At 67.0% G+C, this 2,053-nt stretch carries 2 protein-coding genes; both read left to right on the top strand.

Annotation, left to right across the window (positions count from 1 at the left end):
- Positions 1 to 1,175 (top strand): 2-isopropylmalate synthase (locus tag AC1DY5_RS53160; RefSeq protein WP_478122272.1); only part of this gene is annotated, 1,175 nt, incomplete at its 5' end.
- Between the two features lie 52 nt (positions 1,176 to 1,227).
- On the top strand, positions 1,228 to 2,053 hold an 826-nt coding region (locus AC1DY5_RS53165), incomplete at its 3' end, for a 2-isopropylmalate synthase (RefSeq protein WP_478122273.1).

Below are 2,053 nucleotides of genomic sequence, written 5' to 3' on the forward strand. Positions count from 1 at the left end.
AGATGTTCTCGGGCACCGACCTGGCCTTCTCCAAGCGCGTCGTCGATGCCGTGACCGAGGTCTGGGCGCCCACGCCCGAGCGCAAGTGCGTCGTCAACCTGCCGTCGACGGTCGAGCATTCGACGCCGAACATCTTCGCCGACATGATCGAGTGGATGCACCGCAACCTTGCGCGACGCGATGCGATCGTACTGTCGGTGCATCCGCACAACGACCGCGGCACCGGCACGGCGGCCGGCGAGTTCGCCTTGATGGCCGGGGCCGACCGCCTCGAGGGCTGCCTGTTCGGCAACGGCGAGCGCACCGGCAACCTCGACCTCGTGAACGTCGCGCTCAACCTGTACACGCAGGGTGTTTCGCCCGAACTCGACTTCTCGAACATCGACGAGATCCGCGCGACCGTCGAGCATTGCAACCAATTGCCCGTGCACCCGCGCCATCCGTACGTCGGCGACCTGGTCTACACCTCGTTCTCGGGCTCGCACCAGGACGCGATCAAGAAGGCCTTCAGCGCCCGCAAGGACGGCGACATCTGGGACATGCCCTACCTGCCGATCGACCCGAAGGATGTCGGCCGCAGCTACGAAGCGGTGATCCGCGTCAACAGCCAGTCGGGCAAGGGCGGCATCGCCTACCTGCTCGAGAGCGAGTTCGGGCTCGAACTGCCGCGCCGCCTGCAGATGGAATTCAGCCAGGCCGTGCAGCGCGTGATGGATGTCGCCGGCAAGGAACTCACGGCCGCCGACCTCTATGCGCTGTTCGAGCGCGAATACGGCGTGCGCGACGATAACGGTCCGCAGCACCAGGTGCTCGAGGAGCAGGGCGAGGGCGCGGCCGCCACGGTGCTGCTGCACGCCGACTTGCCGTGGGAGGGCGACATTTGCCGCGTCGAAGGGCGCGGCAACGGGCCGATCGACGCCTTCATCCACGCTTTGGCCGGCACCACCGGGCACGCGATCCGCGTGATCGACTACCACCAGCATGCGATCGGCGCCGGCGCCGACGCGCAGGCGGTGGCCTACCTCGAGCTGCGCGTCGACGAATCGATGACGCTGTTCGGCGTCGGCATCGACGCCAATATCATTTCCGCTTCGCTCAAGGCCATCGTTTCGGGGTTGACCCGGGCGYGGGCAAAGGGCGCGCGCAGCGCACAATCCGTGGCTGAATCCGCCTAAGGCGGCGAACGGGCGTGCCCCCTCGGGCGCGTCCTCGACAAGGAGATCCCCGATGGCTGACAAACTGATCATTTTCGACACCACCCTGCGCGATGGCGAGCAGTCGCCAGGTGCCTCCATGACCAAGGACGAGAAGCTGCGGATCGCGCGCCAGCTCGAGCGGCTGCGGGTGGACGTCATCGAGGCCGGCTTCCCGGCCAGCTCGAATGGCGACTTCGACGCCGTGAGCGCGATCGCCAAGGCGATCAAGGAGTCGACCGTGTGCGGCCTGTCGCGCGCCAACGACCGCGACATCTCGCGCGCGGCCGAGGCGCTCAAGGGGGCGGCCAACGCGCGCATCCACACCTTCATCGCGACCTCGCCGCTGCACATGGAGAAGAAGCTGCGCATGACGCCCGACGAGGTGTTCGAGCAGGCGCGGCTGGCGGTGCGCTTCGCGCGCAACCTAGTGGCCGACGTCGAGTTCAGTCCCGAGGACGGCTACCGCAGCGATCCCGACTACCTGTGCCGGGTGCTTGAGGCGGTGATTGACGAGGGCGCCACCACGATCAACGTGCCGGACACCGTGGGCTATGCGGTTCCCGAGCTCTACGGCAACTTCATCAAGACCCTGCGCGAACGGATCCCGAACAGCGACAAGGCGATCTGGTCGGTGCATTGCCACAACGATCTGGGCATGGCGGTCGCCAACTCGCTGGCCGGCGTGAAGATCGGCGGCGCCCGGCAGGTCGAGTGCACCATCAACGGCCTGGGCGAGCGCGCCGGCAACTGCTCGCTCGAAGAGATCGTGATGGCGGTGAAGACCCGCAAGGACTACTTCGGCCTCGAGATGGGCATCGACACCCGCCATATCGTGGCCGCCAGCCGCATGGTGAGTC

The organism is Variovorax sp. P4_D9, assembly GCF_056401695.1.